We start from the raw sequence: 13,670 nt of genomic DNA, 5'->3' as shown, positions 1-13,670 counted from the left end.
ATGCAGTATGTAAGACTGTCAAGGCCGGGTGACATCGGACCCGTTGTCCATCGTCCCGCCCCGGCCGTGAGCTGCACTTCTCCCATGAAGACTCTGGTTGCCGCGCTGTCGTCCGTCCTCGTCGCCACCTCGTTGGCCTGGCCACGTGATCAGCTCGAACTCCGCTACGCCGGCGATCTGGCCGGGCCGGCCCTCGTCGCCGACTCCAGTGGCAACGCCGTGCACGGCGCCATCGCGACCGGCGGCACGGGCACGGTCACGACACCGTCCGAGCCCGGCCGTGGCCCCTTCCTCCGCTTCCCCGGCGGCAGCTGCACGGTCGCACCCTGCCCGCAGGGCGTCATCCGCCCGACCAGCACGGTCACGCTGGTCCCGGGCAGCGAGGGCGAGGGCCGCTTTGTGTACGGCGCCGACATCCGCCTCACCGAGCCACCGTCACCGGCCGCCGGCATGAACGTCTTCCAGTTCGGGGCGGCCGGCGCCGGCCTCAGCCAGTGGAAGCTCCAGGTCGACTACGGCCGCCCGTCCTGCCGCTGGTCCGACGGCACGCAGGTGGTGCTGTTGCCGGCCGGCCCGGAGAACTTCCAGATGACCGTCGGCCGCTGGTACCGGGTCACCTGCAGCCGCAAGGCGCGGGTGCTCTTCTCGATCCGGGTGGACGACCCGGCCACCGGCTTCCCGCTGCTGGTGCCGCGCTTCCAGACCGTCCGCATGGCCGGCATCATGCCCACCGGCTCCGTCGTCATCGGCGGCAAGCGCATCAACGCCACCCAGTCCGACATCGACACCGACCAGTTCCACGGCGACCTCGACACCATCGAGTTCGGCCGCCGCTCCGACTGATCGACGGACGAACCTCTGAGTGGCATCGAGCGTGTTGACCGGTCCTGTGCCGGAGATTGCGCATCGGCCACGGCGCGCCGCGGGCTAGTTACGCGGCTGCCGTTCCGTCGCCACCGAGCGGGCCGTCGGCGGAGATCAGATCTTCGGCTTCGGTGAGGTAGGAGGCGTAGCCCGCCGGGTCGGTGGCCCGGAAGGCGTCCATCGCCCGAATCGACCGAAGCTGGGCATGCTCGTCGAGCAGCGCCCGAACGGTCTCTTCGGCGCTGGCGCCGTCGAAGTCTTCCCGAGCGGCGTCGGCCAACCGGGTCTAGTTTGGGCCCCCGGAATATCCCCGCGCGTCACTGTGGCCTATCGCTCAGGCGGGGGCGAGGCGGTGGCGCAAGGGGTCGTCGAGGAGAGCGGCGAAGGCCAAGGATCAGTCGATGACCTGGCGCAACCTCTCGGCGAAGGCGGCGGCGAGCGAGATGAAGCCGCCGTGGTCGCCCGGGAACTCGGTCATCGGGACGCCCAGCCGCTCGGCCAGCGCGGCCGACGTGCGGTGGGTCAGCAGCCCGCCCGACCCGGCGCCGATGCCCACGACGATGCGGGCCGGTCCGGCCGTCAGGGCCGCGATGTCCGGCACGTAGGTGGTGGTGCCGCGCAACTCGTACGCGAAGAACCGCTCGTTGTCCTTGATGTCCTGCTCGGACGGCGGCGGCATGTCCGGCATATCGGCCAGGTCGTAGCCGGCGGTCCGCATGAAGAGGCCGAACGCGGGCCCGGCGCCGTGAGCGTGGAACGTGCGGATGATCTCGTCCGTCGTCGCGTGCCGCGCGGCCGCGTCGGGGAGCAGGTCGAGCACGGGAGGTTCGTGGGCGACGAGCGTACGCACGCGGCGCGGATGCCGGGTGACCAGCGCGAGCCCGGTCACCGCCCCGCCGCTGGAGCCGAACACGTCGGCGGTGCCGGCGCCGACCGCGTCGAGCACCGCGGCCAGGTCGTCGGCCCGCAGGTCGGGCGTGGAGTCCTGGTCCGGGTCGTCGAGCGTGCTGGCGCCGATGCCCCGCGGGTCGTGCGTGACCACGGTGTGGTCGCCGGCCATGGCCTCGGCCAGCGGCTCGAAGAACCGCGCGCCCATCGGCGAACCGGTCAGCACCAGCGCCGGTCCGCTTCCGCGGACCTGGATGAAGAGCTTGCCGCCGGGCACGGTGATCAGGTCGGTCTCGGTCATCGGTTCCTCCTGGTGTTCTCGGGTACGCAAGAAGGACCGTTCTGGTTACCGAAATTCATCGGTTAATCGGAGATGAATTTCTGGCCGGGCGAATCGTCCGTTCCGTCGGCCTCGGCGGTGGCGGCCAGCCGCCGCTCCCGCTTGCCCCGGGCGATCTCGGTGGCGAGCGCGTCGAGGTGTGGCGTCCAGAGCCGGCGGAAGCGGCCGAGCCACTGGTCCGCCTCGCGCAGGGCGCTGTCGTCGACCGCGTAGAGGCGGCGGGTGCCCTCCGCGCGCACGGTGGCGAAACCGTTGTCCCGCAACACCCTCAGGTGCTGGGAGACGGCCGGCTGGGTGATGCCGAACTCTTCCCGGACGATCGCGGTGACGGCGCCCGAGGACTGCTCGCCGTCGGCCAGCAACTCGAGGATGCGCCGCCGGACCGGGTCGCCCAGGACGTCGAACGCGTGCATGGTCCGACAATATCAGGATTGCCTTATATAACGACCCCTCGACTCGTGCGAACGGTGCCGCGCACCTGGCCCGAAGGGTTGCTTCTGACCCGTCCGCATCCCACAGTTATGCAGATGGGGGCCGGTGCAGGCATCATGCATCGCGGTTAACAAACGAAGGGGAAGCTGGATCATGGCGGAGATCCATCACCTGGCTCATGGATGGGTGACGCCCTCAGTCAGCTACGTGCTCTCGGTGCTCGGGTCCCTGCTGGGCCTCACCTGCGCGGTGCGGTTCCGCACCGCGGCCAGCTCCGGGGCCCGTAACTTCTGGCTGATCCTGGCGGCGGTCGCGATCGGTGGCACAGGCATCTGGACCATGCACTTCGTGGCGATGCTCGGGTTCGACGTGGTCGGCACGCCGATCCGGTACGACGTCGGCCTGACCGCGGCGAGCGCCCTGCTCGGCATCGTGGCGGTCGGCATCGGCCTGGCGCTCGCGCTGTACGGCAGCGGCGCCCAGCAGCTGCGGATCATCATCGGCGGCGTGCTGGCCGGCCTGGGCGTGGCGGGCATGCACTACACCGGCATGGCGGCCATGCACCTGGACGGCGAGATCGACTACAGCGCCACCCGGGTCGGCATGTCGATCGGCATCGCGGTGGTCGCCGCGGCCGTCGCGCTGTGGCTGGCCGTGACCGTACGCAAACCCGTGGCCATCCTGGCCGCCGCCCTGATCATGGGCGTGGCCGTGAACGGCATGCACTTCACCGGCATGTCCGCCATGTCGGTCCGCCTCGAGCCGTCGGGCACGCCGCTCTCCGGCGCCACCGCCACGCAACTGCTCCTGCCGATCGGGCTGACCGTGGTGTTCGCGGTGCTCGGCCTGCTGTACGCGCTGATGGCCGCGCCGACCGAGGAGGACCTGGCCGGGCTGGCGTACCTGGCGGCCCGGCAGGACGGCTCGGCGCCCGCCCCGGCCCCGGCCCGCCCGGTGTTCGGCGGCGTGCCGCAGCAGCGATCGGCGCCCGCGCCCCAGCAGCGGCCGCCCGCGCCCCAGCAGCGACCGGCCGCGGCCCAGCCCGCGCCGGTGCCGCGTCCGGTGCAGCAGCGCCAGCCGCAGCGGCAGTACCAGCCGCCGCAGCAGCCGATCGGCGGCCCGCCGTCGCTGGGCGAGCGGCTCGGATCGCTGCAACGCGAGCAGGCCGACAAGGCCGCACAGTCCCGGGCCGACAGCGACGAGGACACCCGGTGGATCGGCCCGCAGGGCCCGCGCCGGATGCCGACCGCGGACAGCAGCTGGACCTTCCGCGACCGCGCCGACAGCTAGACAACCAGACAGCCACCCCAGAAGGGCCTGGTGCGGGTACGCACCGGGCCTTTCGGCTGTCCGGGGGACCTTTGGTCGCCGACGGTCGTCGTGAACCGGGGGCCGACCGGACGACCGTGTTGACCTTGCGGGTGATGACGCTGGGTGACTACTGATCGACGATCGAAGGACGGCAGCATTCGGTGGACTGCCGCCTTTTCTCGTTGGGTGGTGGCATGTCCGTGGACGTCGGAATCCTCGGCACCGGTTCGTACCTTCCTTACCGGGAGGTGACCAACGTCGAACTGGCAACCCTGGTCCCGGGGGCTGATCCGGACTGGGTGGCGCGTAAGACGCTGATCGGGGCGCGCCGGTTCGCGGCGCCCGACGAGGCCGCCTCGGACCTCGCCGCGAAGGCCGCGATCCCCGCTCTGGAGGCGGCCGGCCTAGCCGCGGGCGACCTCGACTACGTGATCGTCTCCACCTCCACCGGTGACTCTCCGCAACCGCCGACGGCCACCCTGGTGCAGGGGCTGATCGGCGCCGACCGGGCCGCGTGCTTCGACATCAACGTGGTCTGCGCCGGCTTCGTCTTCGCCCTGTCGATGGCGCGCAGCCTGGTGGCCGTCCAGCCGGACGCCAAGGTGCTGGTGATCGCCTCGGACGTCTACTCGCGCATCCTCGACTTCAACGACCGGCGGACGGCCGTGCTCTTCGGCGACGGCGCGGGCGCGGTGGTGGTCGGCGCGGTGCCCGAGGGCTACGGCATCCTCGAGACCGAGCTGGTCAGCCGGGGCGCCGCGCACCAGCTGATCCGGGTCGAGGCGGGCGGCAGCCGCAAGCCGGCCTCGCACGAGACGGTGGACAACGGCGACCACTTCTTCCGGATGGACGGACGCGGCGTCCGCGAGTTCGTCGCCGAGCACGTGCCGCCGGTGCTGGCCGGGATGCTGGAGCGGGCCGGCATGCACGCCAAGGACATCGACCACTTCGTGCCCCACCAGGCCAACGGCGTGATGCTGCGCGAGCTGGTCGACCTGGCCTCACTGGACGGCGCGACCACCCACCTGACCCTGGAGCGCTACGGCAACGTGGGCAGCGCCTCGGTGCCGGTCACCCTGGACGCGGCCGCCCGCTCCGGCGCCCTGCGCGACGGCGACCTGGTCCTGCTGGCCGGCTTCGGCGGCGGCATGGCCGTGGGCGCGGCCGTGCTCCGCTGGCACCCCTGACCAGGAAGGGGCGGTCAGGACCTCGACTGGGCTGGTCCTGGCCCGCCCCTTCCGCCGGCTGACGCCCTACGGCTTGATCTCTTTCCAGCCCTGGATCCAGGCCGGATCCCAGCTGCCGCTGGAGTAGCGCGTGCGGTGCCACCACCGGTGGTCGTTCAGGCCCCAGCAGTTGATGACCATGTTCCACCGGTCGTGGTACGCGCTCTTCTCGAGCCCGCCCCCGGGGCCGTTCGGATCACAGTTGCCGCCCATGTTGACCCATTCGGACGTGGCTGTCTCGGTGTTCCACTTCGTCCACACGTTGCGGTCGGTGCCGATCACGAAGTCCTGGATCGTGTCGTACGGCGTGATCCAGCGGGTATGACTGTCGCAGTAGAACGTGCCGCCCCATCGTTCGACGTAGCACATCACCAGCTGGTTGTCGTAGAAGCGGGTCCCGCCGGGATTGATCCGCCCGGCCGCCGCGGCGGGTGTCGCGACCGCCCCGAGAAGGGCCGTCACCGCGGCCATCACCAGGCCGGCCCGATGCGCCATTCGCTTTTGCATGCGGGGCAGTGCACCACGCTCCGGCCGACCGGAAACGGATCGTGCGGAAAACCGCACGGCGTGCCGACAAAACGGACCGGGGTAGTCCCGTGCCGTCCCCTGTGGTTCCATGACCCCGGCCAGGTCATTGGGGGGTGTCGATGGCGCGTCGGATGTCGGTGGCGATCGGTGCGGCGGTGCCGGATCTCGCACGGTGGGGTTTGTCGAGCGACGCCGACCTCATCTATCGCACCCTCGTGACGATGGGTGCCCGGAACGCGCACGGGCTCGCCGTCGAGCTCGGCCTCCCGGCGCGGCGGGTCGAGGACGCGCTCGCCGAGCTGCGGGCGGTGGGTGCGGCCGCCGGCGATCGGTCGATCTGGGCGCCGCGGCCGCCGGCCGAGGTGGTCGAGGCGCTGCGCCGCCGCCGGCTCCGCCCGGCCGATCGAAATGCTCAGGTACGTACACATCACGCCGTCGTCCGACGGATGGCGGGACGGCACGGCGTGGCGGCGCTCGGCGGCGAGCTGGGCGACGGCGTGCGCTACCTGCCGACCCGCGAGCTGACCCGGCGCCGGCTGGCCGAGCTGATGGCCGCCGAGCGGGTCGAACACCTGGCGATCAACACGGAACAGTCGTTCGACGCCGCCTCGGCCCGGGCGGCGGCGCCGCTGAGCCGGCAGATCATCGAGCGTGGCGTACGCATGCGTGTGCTCGGCCTCCCGCCCGCCGACCGCGACCTGCACGTGGACACCACGGTGTTGGACCACCCGTTCCTCGGCTACCGCGAGGCGCCCGAGATGCCGATGAAGCTGCTGGTCATCGACCGGCGGCAGGTGCTGTTCCCGGCCGACCCGGCCGACCTGGAACGCGGCTACCTGGAGATCAGCCAGCCGGGTGTGGTCCGCGCGCTGGTCACGCTCTTCGAACAGCACTGGGCGCAGGCCACCGACCCGCGGGAGCACGGGATGCCGCACATCACCCTGGACGATCGCGAGCGGGAGCTGGTCTCGCTGCTCGCCCTCGGCTACACCGACCTGAGCGCGGCCGCCCGCATGCGGATCAGCACCCGCCTCGTCACCAAGATCATGCGCAACCTGATGGACCGGCTCGGCGTCGAGAACCGCTTCCAGCTCGGCATGGTCCTCGGCGCCGCCCGCCAGACCCCGATGCCACCCGCAACCTGCGAGGAGAACCGCTGATGTCCCGTCGTCGATGGTTGCCGATCATCATCGTGCCCGTGCTCGCCGCGGCGATCACCCTGATCGGCGCCCGGCCCAGCCTGGCCGGGGACGCGTACTGGCTCGGCGGCCCGATCTGTGCCACCGGCACCCTGACCGCTGGCCCGCGGACCGGCGACCCGGTCGAGACCCCGCTGCAGGTGACCATCACCCCGTGCGAGGGAACCACCCAGGCGGTGGCCGACCGGGGGCGCTGGGGGCTGGCCAGGTTCTACGACACCGGCGCTGAACTCGGGGCGAACGGTTACCGGTTCGGTATCGCGCCCACGTTCAACCGAGGGACGACGCCTTACGGGATCCGTGACGGCGTTCTGCGCCTGCGGGCGACCTGCCTGGTGACGAATCAGTTCAACCGGCTCGCTTGCCTCCGCATCGACGCGGTCGGCCCGGCGGGCACCATCGTGACCCAGCCCCTTGCCGTCGACGACCCGCTCGTCGCACCCACCCCGAGGATCGTCGGGTCGAACAACCAGCCCGAGCCGGAGTGCGGCGCCTGCGTGTGATGGCTCGCCCACCGAGGAGAAGACCGATGCTCACACGTGGGTGGCTCGCCGCCGCTGTCGTCCTGACCCTGGCGGTGGCCGCGGCGCCGACGCCGGCGGCCGCCGAGCCATCGCTGGCCTGGCCCGGCCGGCCGATCTGCGCCGAGGGGAGCGTCGGCCCGGGGGAGCGGACCGACACGGATCCCGCTCGCACCCCGATCACCTTCAGCGTCCAGGCCTGCGCCGGCGAGGACGCCGCCGCGGTGGCCGCCGGGCGCTGGGCGATCGCGGTCTACTCGACCCACCGTTCGCGGGTGGCCGGCGACGGCCGGGCCCGTATGCGTTCCCACGGCGACCCATGGGTCGGACAGACGTTCGGGTGGGAGGACGACGGCCTGCGACTCGATTCCGGCGTGATCCAGGCGGCCTGCCTGATCACCGGCCACACCGTGCGGGTGGCCTGTGTCCGGCTCGATGCCATCGGTGACGCGGGCACGATCGTCATGGAGCCGTTGGCCGTGACCGATCCCGTGGTGAGCCGGTTCGCCGTGATCGTGCCGCCGAGCGCCTACACCAAGCCGGAGTGTGGCGCCTGCGTGTGAGTCAGTCCTGCCGGGGCAGGATGGCCACCTCGCGGTAGAACTTGTCGATCTGGCGGACGGTGGCCTCGAACTCGTCGAGGCCGAACGGCTTGGTGACGTAGGCGTTGGCGCGGTGCTGGTAGCTCGACACGATGTCCGGCGCCGCCCCGGACGTGGTCAGGATGACCACCGGGATGGCCTTGAGCCGGTCGTCGGACTTGATCGCGGCCAGGGTCTCGCGGCCGTCCATCCGCGGCATGTTCAGGTCGAGCAGGATCAGGTCGGGCCGGTGGGCGTCGGCGTACTGGCCCTCGCGGTTCAGGTATTCGAGTGCCTCGCGGCCGTCGGCCACGCGGATGACCGTGGTGTTGCGCTCGGTCGCGCCGAGCGCCTCCTCGATCATCAGTGCGTCGGCGTCGTCATCGTCGACGACCAGGATCTGGAGGCTCCGCACCCGACTTCTCCTCTGTTTGCAGTGGCGCAAGCATAGGGCTCGTCCCGGGACGCGCTCCATGACCTCCCGGCCGGAAATCACCGGTCGGTGGATTCCCGGCGAATCGCGACAAGTGTCACAGGGCCCGGATACGCCGAACGGGAATCGGCAGGGCGAGCTGTCGGCGCGCGTCAGCGACCCAGCGCCTCCAGCAGGCGAAGCACCCCTGGACCCAGGATCACCACGAAAGTCGCCGGAAAAAGGCAGAACAGCACCGGGAACAGGAGCTTGATCGGCACCTTCTGGGCCCGCTCCTCGGCCGCCTGACGACGCTTTATCCGCTGGTCGCGAGCGTGCTCCCGGAGCACGTTGGCGATCGGCACGCCCAGCTCGCCGGCCTGCACCGCGGACGTCACGAAGCTCTGCAACGAGCGGACCGTGGTGCGGCCGGAGAGCGCGTGCAGGGCCTCCGTACGCGAAATGCCGATCCTCATCTCCTGAAGCACCCGGTTGACCTCGCCGGGCATCGGGCCGGTCAGGTTCTCGGCCACCTGCTGCATGGCCGCGTCCAGGCCGAGCCCGGCCTCCACCCCGATCACCATCGCGTCCAGCACGTCCGGCAGCGACGCGGCCAGCTCCCGCTGCCGCTTGCGGCCCAGGTCGTGCAGGGCCAGGTCGGTCACGAACAGGCCGAGCACCGCGCCGGCCGGGGCGCCGAGCAGCGCGCCCACCGGGCCGGCCACGATCGCGCCGGACAGCGCGCCGCCCGCGCCCACCCCGAGCAGCAGCAGCCCACGGCGCCGGATCACCACCTCGAGCGGCTGGTCGTCCGGGTTGCCGGCGTAGTCCAGCAGCCGGCTCAGCCGCGCCCGCGCGCCCGGCGGGGTGACCGTCCGACCGAGCCGGTCCAGCCCGTCCACGACCGAGCGGCGCAGGCGTTCGTCCCAGCGCGGGCCACGGTCGTCGATCAACTTCCCCCGGGTACGCCCGAACTCCGCCAGCGTCCGCAGCAGCCGCTCGCCCCGCGTCGGCGGCATCGCCACGGCCAGCACGACCAGGCTCACCGAGGCGGCGGCCGACAGCACGGCCACGGCCAGCACGATCAGCATGGCCATGTCAGACCTCGACCCGGATCACGCGGCGCAGCCAGAGGATGCCGACGATCATCAGCAGGCCGGCGCCGGCCAGCATGGCCAGGCCGAGCGGCTCGGCGACCAGCGGGCGTACGTAGTCGCGCCGGAACAGGAACATCCACGCCCCGATCAGCAGCGGCATCGCCACCAGGATGGTCGCCGACAGCCGGCCCTCCGCGCTCAGCGCCTGCACGCTGCGCCGCAGCCGCTCCCGCTCGCGCATCGTGTCGGCGGTCGTCTGGAGCACCTCGGACAGGTTGCCGCCGACCTCGCGCTGGAGCTTGATCGCCATGGTCAGCCACTTCATGTCGGCGTTGCCGGTGCGCGTGCCCACCCGTACCAGCGCCTCCTCCAGCTCCCCGCCGAGCCGCGTCTCGGACAGCGCCCGGCGCAGTTCGGCGGCCACCGGCCCGGTGCTGTCCCGCACCGAGGCCTCGATGCCGTGCTGGAGCGTGAACCCGGCCCGCAGCGAGCTGACGACCAGCTGCAGGGTGTCCGGCAGCTCCTGCGCGAACATCCTCTTGCGGCGTTCGATCCGACCGGTGAGCAGCGCGTTCGGCACCAGGAACCCGGCCGGCAGGCCGGTCGGCAGCCCCAGCCACCAGGGCAGCGGGACGGACAGCAGCAGGGCCAGGCCGAGCGCGGCGCCGACCCGGATCACCAGCCACTCGGCCGGCCGGATCGGCACCGCCGCGGCGTCCAGCAGGTCGTGGTTGTCCAGCCGGGTGAGCCGGGTCAGCCACTCGCCGGCCCGCGAGGCGGCGGCGCGGATCGCGGCCAGCAGGCGGCCCTTGCGCTCCGGCCGGCGTACCGCGAACCGGGTGAGGATGGTCAGCCGGCGCTGGAACGCGGTGCGGCCGACCGCCGCGTCGAGCACCATCCAGGTGAGAAGGGTGACCGCGGCGCCGGCCAGGACGATCGCCGCGATCATCGCGACCCGGCCGTGAACAGCGACGGCGGCAGGGTCACGCCGTAGATGGCGAGGTCGTCGGTGAACCGGGGCCGGACGCCGGTCGGCTTGAGCCCGCCCTTCGCCGACCTGAAGTCGTACCGGAAGAGGTCCTGCAGGCCCACCACGTCGGCCTCCATGCCGACAACCTCGCTGATGTGGGTGATCCGCCGGCTGCCGTCCTTGAGCCGGCTCACGTGAAGGATCAGGTCGACGGCCGAGGCCACCTGGTCGCGGATCGCGCGGACGGGCAGCTCCAGGCCGCCCATCAGCACCATCGTCTCCATCCGGGACAACGCGTCGCGCGGGGCGTTGGCGTGCAGGGTGGTCAGCGAGCCGTCGTGGCCGGTGTTCATCGCCTGGAGCATGTCCAGCGCGGCGGCGTCACGGACCTCGCCGACCACGATCCGGTCCGGGCGCATCCGCAGCGCGTTGCGGACCAGATCGCGGATCGCGATCAGGCCCCGGCCCTCGGAGTTGAGCGGGCGCGCCTCCATCCGCACCACGTGCTCCTGACGCAGCTGGAGCTCGGCGGCGTCCTCGATGGTCACGATGCGCTCGTCGGCCGGGATGAAGCCGGACAGGATGTTCAGCATCGTGGTCTTGCCGGAGCCGGTGCCGCCGCTGACCACGACGTTGCGCCGGCCGCGGACGCACGCCGCCAGGAAGTCGGCGGTCTTGCGGGTCAGCGTGCCGTGCCGGATCAGGTCGGCCACGGTCAGCGGGGACGTGGCGAACTTGCGGACGGTCAGCGAGGAGCCGTCCAGGGCGATCGGCGGCACCACCGCGTTCACCCGGCTGCCGTCGGGCAGGCGGGCGTCGACCATCGGGCTGGCCTCGTCGACCCGGCGGCCCACCCGGGAGCAGATCCGGTCGATGACGCGCCGCAGGTGCGCCTCGTCGTCGAACTCGACCTCGGCCCGTTCCAGCCGGCCGTAACGCTCCACCCAGACGTGGTCGTGGCCGTTGACCATCACCTCGCTCACCGACGGGTCGCGCAGCAGCGACTCGATCGGGCCGTGGCCGAGCACGTCGTCGGTGACCTCGCGGATGATGCGGGCCTTGTCGGCGCCGGCGAGCGGGGTCTCCTCCCGGGTGATCAGCTCGGTCAGCGCCTGGCGGACCCGCTCCTCCAGGTCCTCGGCCGGCGCGTTGGTCGAGTACAGGGTCGGGCCGAGCTCGTCGGCCAGCCGGCGCTGGATCCGCAGGCGCACCTCGGTGATGCTGTCCCCGGCCTGCAGGCCGGCCGCGCGATAGCGCTCGGTGGTGGCCGAGACCGGCCCCGGCGTCCCGTCGAGCGGCGGCGCGGCCTCCGGCGTCCGGGCGCGGCCGGCGATCCGCGCGGCCAGGCTCACCGCTTCCGCCCGAACGCGAACAGCCGCCGCCTCGCGACCGGTTCCTCGGGGCTGCCCGCGACGCCGGCGCAGCGGTCGGCCAGCCGGCGCATCGCCTTGCTCACCGGATGGGTCGGGTTGTCCAGGGTGATCGGGATGCCCTTGTTCACCGACACCGGCACGTCCCGGGACGACGGCATGTGCACCGACAGGTGGGCGCCGACCGCCTCCTCGACGTCCTCCACGGTCAGACCCACCTGCGAGTCGGCCCGGTTGAAGACCACCAGCCGGCGCTCGCGCGGGTACTCCAGCAGGTCGAACATCTCCACGGTGAGCCGGATGCTCTTCAGGGTGGGCAGGTCGGGCGTCACGATCGGCACGAACCAGTCGGACAGGTCGAGTGCCGCGAGCACCTGGTCGGTGACGAACGGCGGGGTGTCCACCACCACGAAGTCGTACATGCCCCGGGCCACCCCGATGACCTCGGTGACCAGGTCGCGGCCGACGTGCTCACCCTCGGCCGGGCTGGCCGGCGCGAGCAGAACATCAAAATTCGGCCGGTACGCGGTGAGCACCGACCGCAGTCCGGTCTCGTCGAGCCGTCCCGCCATCCCGATCGCGTCCGTGATGCTCCGGGCCGGCGGCAGCTGGAGCATGATCGCCACGTCGCCGAACTGCAGGTCCAGGTCGACCAGCAGGACCCGCCGGGTGCCCTGGGCGGACAGCGCCGCGGCCAGGTTGGTGGCCACCACGCTCTTGCCACAGCCGCCCTTGCCGGCGAACACGGTGATCACCCTGGCGGTGCGGGCGTCGTCGTGGCCGCGCATCGTCGTGCTCAGCGCCTTGGACAGGTCCACCGACCGGGCCGAGGCGTGGCGGATGCCCTCGCAGTCCAGCTCCTGAACCACTTCGCGGACACCCGAACGCATCGCCCGGGACAGCACGTCCGGCTCGACGGTCGGGCGCAGCAGGACCACGCCGAGCAGAGGTCGCTGCACCCGCTGGTACGCCGTGAACGTCAGCACCGCCTCCAGGTCCACCGTGGCGCCCACGACGACCAGGAGCGTCTCCGGGTTCCGGGACAGGTGCTCGGCCAGGTCGGCCAGGTCGTGCACGACGTCGAAGCCGTGGCCGGCGTAGGCCTCGCCGGACGCCGCCCGTCGCTCGGGATCCGGCTCGACGTACACGTAGTAGGTCACGGGGTCACCCCTTCGGCCAGATGTTGTCGTAGTCGACCGCGGCCGACGGGTTGATCGACGTGCCCGCCCCGATCAGGCCCAGGTAGATCAGGCCGGTCTGCGCCCCGTGGACCAGCCGGGTCGCCTGGCTCTGATCCACCGCCAGGGTCGCCGGGTACGAGTCGGCCGGTCGGCGGTTCAACACCGACAGCCGGGAACTCGCCGTCGGGGCGGGCGTGACGTCGCTCGGCGGCCCGTTGGCGATGCTGATCACGGTCGCCTCGGGAAGCAGCACCCGCGTCTTCTGCCCGCTCGGCGGATAGTCCTTCGGGTACGTCACGAAGACGGTGACCGTGTCCCCGGCGGTGACCTTCTCGGCCACGCCCGGCGCCATCGTCACCTCCACGCTGACCGCGAGCTTGCCGTCCGGCACCCCCACCTGCGCCGCGGGAACGTCGCCGGGGCCGGTGAACAGGCCACGCATCAGCATCTGGTCCGGCAGCAGGTCGGCCGAGAGCCGCCGGCCGTCCAGCTTGCCGTCGATGTCGGTCAGCGCGCCCTCCGGCACCGTGGACGCCGGCATCAGCACCCGCTCGGCGAGCTTGCCCGACCGGATCTCGGCGCCGGTCGTACCCCGGGGAATGCGGTCCTGGGCGAGCATCACCCACACGCCCTGGCGGTCGGCCACGGCCCGGCGGTCCGCGCCGCGGGCGTAGACCAGCACGGCCATCGCGCTCAGCCCGCCCAGAACCAGGGCGACCAGCACGATGAGAACCCGTCGGCGCATGTGAG

16 protein-coding genes are annotated in these 13,670 nt (G+C 71.9%); 6 read left to right on the top strand and 10 right to left on the bottom strand.

The window, feature by feature from the left end; all coding sequences use genetic code 11:
• The first annotated feature begins 84 nt into the window (after nt 1-84).
• Nucleotides 85-843: a hypothetical protein gene (locus AB0M54_RS16825; RefSeq protein ID WP_364472060.1), complete on the top strand. Its 759-nt coding sequence runs from the start codon at nt 85-87 to the stop codon at nt 841-843.
• Nucleotides 844-931: 88 nt separating this feature from the next.
• On the opposite strand, the gene AB0M54_RS16820 is transcribed toward AB0M54_RS16825, so the two are convergent.
• The 3 genes from AB0M54_RS16820 to AB0M54_RS16810 all read right to left on the bottom strand — a co-directional run bounded on the left by AB0M54_RS16820 (nt 932) and on the right by AB0M54_RS16810 (nt 2,505).
• Nucleotides 932-1,144, bottom strand: coding sequence for a hypothetical protein (locus tag AB0M54_RS16820; RefSeq protein ID WP_364332910.1), 213 nt, complete (start codon nt 1,142-1,144; stop codon nt 932-934).
• A gap of 114 nt (nt 1,145-1,258) precedes the next feature.
• On the bottom strand, nt 1,259-2,053 hold the full coding sequence (locus tag AB0M54_RS16815; RefSeq protein WP_364472057.1) for an alpha/beta hydrolase: 795 nt from the start codon (nt 2,051-2,053) through the stop codon (nt 1,259-1,261).
• A 62-nt stretch (nt 2,054-2,115) separates the two neighbouring features.
• Nucleotides 2,116-2,505, bottom strand: a complete 390-nt coding sequence (locus tag AB0M54_RS16810) for a metalloregulator ArsR/SmtB family transcription factor (protein ID WP_364332915.1) — start codon at nt 2,503-2,505, stop codon at nt 2,116-2,118.
• 205 nt (nt 2,506-2,710) lie between these two features.
• On the opposite strand from AB0M54_RS16810, the gene AB0M54_RS16805 reads away from it, so the two are divergent.
• Together AB0M54_RS16805 and AB0M54_RS16800 are read left to right on the top strand one after the other, a co-directional pair.
• On the top strand, nt 2,711-3,814 hold the full coding sequence (locus AB0M54_RS16805) for an MHYT domain-containing protein (RefSeq protein WP_364472054.1): 1,104 nt from the start codon (nt 2,711-2,713) through the stop codon (nt 3,812-3,814).
• A 215-nt stretch (nt 3,815-4,029) separates the two neighbouring features.
• A complete protein-coding gene (locus tag AB0M54_RS16800) occupies nt 4,030-5,022 on the top strand; it encodes a ketoacyl-ACP synthase III (protein ID WP_364472052.1) in 993 nt (330 codons plus the stop codon).
• Between the two features lie 66 nt (nt 5,023-5,088).
• Here AB0M54_RS16800 and AB0M54_RS16795 read toward each other — a convergent pair whose 3' ends face one another.
• Complete coding sequence (locus AB0M54_RS16795) at nt 5,089-5,568, bottom strand: hypothetical protein (protein ID WP_364332924.1); 480 nt, start codon at nt 5,566-5,568, stop codon at nt 5,089-5,091.
• Between the two features lie 140 nt (nt 5,569-5,708).
• Here AB0M54_RS16795 and AB0M54_RS16790 point away from each other — a divergent pair, with 140 nt between their 5' ends.
• Genes AB0M54_RS16790 through AB0M54_RS16780 form a run of 3 tightly spaced genes read left to right on the top strand, consistent with a single transcriptional unit; the run spans nt 5,709 to nt 7,872 of the window.
• Nucleotides 5,709-6,749: a helix-turn-helix domain-containing protein gene (locus AB0M54_RS16790; protein WP_364472049.1), complete on the top strand. Its 1,041-nt coding sequence runs from the start codon at nt 5,709-5,711 to the stop codon at nt 6,747-6,749.
• Nucleotides 6,749-7,291 (top strand): hypothetical protein, encoded by a 543-nt coding sequence (locus AB0M54_RS16785; RefSeq protein WP_364472046.1) that lies wholly within the window; start codon nt 6,749-6,751, stop codon nt 7,289-7,291. Before AB0M54_RS16790 ends, AB0M54_RS16785 begins: the two co-directional genes overlap by 1 nt.
• 26 nt (nt 7,292-7,317) lie before the next feature.
• Nucleotides 7,318-7,872: a hypothetical protein gene (locus tag AB0M54_RS16780; protein WP_364472043.1), complete on the top strand. Its 555-nt coding sequence runs from the start codon at nt 7,318-7,320 to the stop codon at nt 7,870-7,872.
• 1 nt (nt 7,873) lies between these two features.
• Here AB0M54_RS16780 and AB0M54_RS16775 read toward each other — a convergent pair whose 3' ends face one another.
• The 6 genes from AB0M54_RS16775 to AB0M54_RS16750 all read right to left on the bottom strand — a co-directional run bounded on the left by AB0M54_RS16775 (nt 7,874) and on the right by AB0M54_RS16750 (nt 13,665).
• A complete protein-coding gene (locus AB0M54_RS16775; RefSeq protein ID WP_364332935.1) occupies nt 7,874-8,305 on the bottom strand; it encodes a response regulator in 432 nt (143 codons plus the stop codon).
• Nucleotides 8,306-8,475: 170 nt separating this feature from the next.
• A complete protein-coding gene (locus AB0M54_RS16770; protein ID WP_364332938.1) occupies nt 8,476-9,399 on the bottom strand; it encodes a type II secretion system F family protein in 924 nt (307 codons plus the stop codon).
• A 1-nt stretch (nt 9,400) separates the two neighbouring features.
• Nucleotides 9,401-10,348, bottom strand: coding sequence for a type II secretion system F family protein (locus AB0M54_RS16765; RefSeq protein ID WP_364332941.1), 948 nt, complete (start codon nt 10,346-10,348; stop codon nt 9,401-9,403).
• Nucleotides 10,345-11,721: a CpaF family protein gene (locus AB0M54_RS16760; protein WP_364472040.1), complete on the bottom strand. Its 1,377-nt coding sequence runs from the start codon at nt 11,719-11,721 to the stop codon at nt 10,345-10,347. The genes AB0M54_RS16765 and AB0M54_RS16760 overlap by 4 nt, the downstream gene beginning before the upstream one ends.
• Nucleotides 11,718-12,899: a P-loop NTPase gene (locus AB0M54_RS16755; protein WP_364472038.1), complete on the bottom strand. Its 1,182-nt coding sequence runs from the start codon at nt 12,897-12,899 to the stop codon at nt 11,718-11,720. The genes AB0M54_RS16760 and AB0M54_RS16755 overlap by 4 nt, the downstream gene beginning before the upstream one ends.
• Before the next feature lie 4 nt (nt 12,900-12,903).
• Nucleotides 12,904-13,665, bottom strand: a complete 762-nt coding sequence (locus AB0M54_RS16750) for an RcpC/CpaB family pilus assembly protein (RefSeq protein ID WP_364472035.1) — start codon at nt 13,663-13,665, stop codon at nt 12,904-12,906.
• Nucleotides 13,666-13,670 lie beyond the last annotated feature (5 nt).

This window comes from Actinoplanes sp. NPDC051470 (genome assembly GCF_040682035.1).
Lineage (GTDB): Bacteria > Actinomycetota > Actinomycetes > Mycobacteriales > Micromonosporaceae > Actinoplanes.
This window is presented reverse-complemented; position numbering and strand designations above follow the sequence as displayed.

What these genes read in the sequence shown, in the direction of transcription:
- AB0M54_RS16800 (WP_364472052.1), top strand. Translation starts at nt 4,030, where the DNA reads ATGTCCGTGGACGTCGGAATCCTCGGCACCGGTTCGTACCTTCCTTAC.
- AB0M54_RS16790 (WP_364472049.1), top strand. Translation starts at nt 5,709, where the DNA reads ATGGCGCGTCGGATGTCGGTGGCGATCGGTGCGGCGGTGCCGGATCTC.
- AB0M54_RS16810 (WP_364332915.1), bottom strand. Translation starts at nt 2,505, where the DNA reads ATGCACGCGTTCGACGTCCTGGGCGACCCGGTCCGGCGGCGCATCCTC.
- AB0M54_RS16785 (WP_364472046.1), top strand. Translation starts at nt 6,749, where the DNA reads ATGTCCCGTCGTCGATGGTTGCCGATCATCATCGTGCCCGTGCTCGCC.
- AB0M54_RS16825 (WP_364472060.1), top strand. Translation starts at nt 85, where the DNA reads ATGAAGACTCTGGTTGCCGCGCTGTCGTCCGTCCTCGTCGCCACCTCG.
- AB0M54_RS16795 (WP_364332924.1), bottom strand. Translation starts at nt 5,568, where the DNA reads ATGCAAAAGCGAATGGCGCATCGGGCCGGCCTGGTGATGGCCGCGGTG.
- AB0M54_RS16780 (WP_364472043.1), top strand. Translation starts at nt 7,318, where the DNA reads ATGCTCACACGTGGGTGGCTCGCCGCCGCTGTCGTCCTGACCCTGGCG.
- AB0M54_RS16750 (WP_364472035.1), bottom strand. Translation starts at nt 13,665, where the DNA reads ATGCGCCGACGGGTTCTCATCGTGCTGGTCGCCCTGGTTCTGGGCGGG.
- AB0M54_RS16815 (WP_364472057.1), bottom strand. Translation starts at nt 2,053, where the DNA reads ATGACCGAGACCGACCTGATCACCGTGCCCGGCGGCAAGCTCTTCATC.
- AB0M54_RS16770 (WP_364332938.1), bottom strand. Translation starts at nt 9,399, where the DNA reads ATGGCCATGCTGATCGTGCTGGCCGTGGCCGTGCTGTCGGCCGCCGCC.
- AB0M54_RS16765 (WP_364332941.1), bottom strand. Translation starts at nt 10,348, where the DNA reads ATGATCGCGGCGATCGTCCTGGCCGGCGCCGCGGTCACCCTTCTCACC.